The following is a 1,145-nucleotide window of genomic DNA, read 5'->3' on the forward strand; positions in this document are numbered from 1 at the left end:
GCCGGGGATGTCGACGTGGTCGAGGCGCACGGTACCGGTACGACGCTCGGTGACCCGATCGAGGCCCAGGCGCTGCTGGCCACTTATGGGCAGGACCGTGCCGTTGAACGTCCGTTGCTGTTGGGTTCGGTGAAGTCCAACATCGGGCACACGCAGGCGGCTGCCGGTGTCGCGGGCGTCATCAAGATGGTGTTGGCGATGCGGCACGGCGTGGTGCCTCGGACGTTGCACGTCGATGCCCCGTCCTCGCACGTGGACTGGAGTGCGGGTGCGGTCGAGCTGCTGACGGACGAGATCGCCTGGCCGGAGACGGGCCGGGCCCGGCGCGCCGGCGTCTCCTCGTTCGGCATCAGCGGCACCAACGCCCACGTCATCCTCGAACACCCGGCACCCGTCGAGCCCGCGGACGGTGCGCCGAGCGGGTCCGAGCCCGGTGTCGTCCCGCTACCGCTGTCCGGAAAGTCGCCCGAGGCACTGCGTGACCAGGCCGAACGCCTCCTGCTCACCATGAGCGAGGGGCCCGACCTGCGCCCGCTCGACCTCGGACACTCGTTGGCCACGACGCGCTCGGCGTTCGACCACCGCGCGGTGGTGCTGGCGACCGACCATGCCGATGCGGTCCGCGCGCTGACGGCGATCGCTGCCGGTGCCCCAGACGCTGCCGCCGTCGTCGGCCGTACCCGTACGGGGCGCCACGCGATCCTCTTCTCGGGTCAGGGATCTCAACGCCTCGGTATGGGGCGTGGGTTGTACGGCCGGTTCCCGGTGTTTGCGGGGGCGTTGGACGAGGTCGTCGATGGTCTGGATGCTGAACTGCCTGGGCAGGTCGGGTTGCGGGAGGTGATGTGGGGTGGTGACGCCGATCGGTTGAATGAGACGGGTTGGGCGCAGCCGGCGTTGTTCGCTGTGGAAGTCGCTCTGTTCCGGCTGGTGGAGAGTTGGGGTGTGCGGCCGGACTTCGTCGCCGGTCACTCGATCGGTGAGATCGCCGCGGCGCACGTCGCAGGCGTGCTCTCGTTGGGCGATGCCTGCCGTTTGGTGGCGGCCCGTGCTCGGTTGATGCAGGCACTTCCGCAAGGCGGTGCGATGATCGCCGTCCAGGCGACGGAGGACGAGGTCGTCGCGCACCTTACGGACGACCTGGC

At 69.7% G+C, this 1,145-nt stretch carries 1 protein-coding gene; it reads left to right on the top strand.

From position 1 onward, the window contains the following. Positions 1-1,145: acyltransferase domain-containing protein (locus ACJ6WD_RS41275; protein WP_407617812.1), on the top strand; the 1,145-nt coding region annotated here is incomplete at both ends.

The sequence above is a fragment of the Streptomyces sp. VTCC 41912 genome, assembly GCF_045799175.1.
Taxonomy (GTDB): domain Bacteria; phylum Actinomycetota; class Actinomycetes; order Streptomycetales; family Streptomycetaceae; genus Streptomyces; species Streptomyces albulus_C.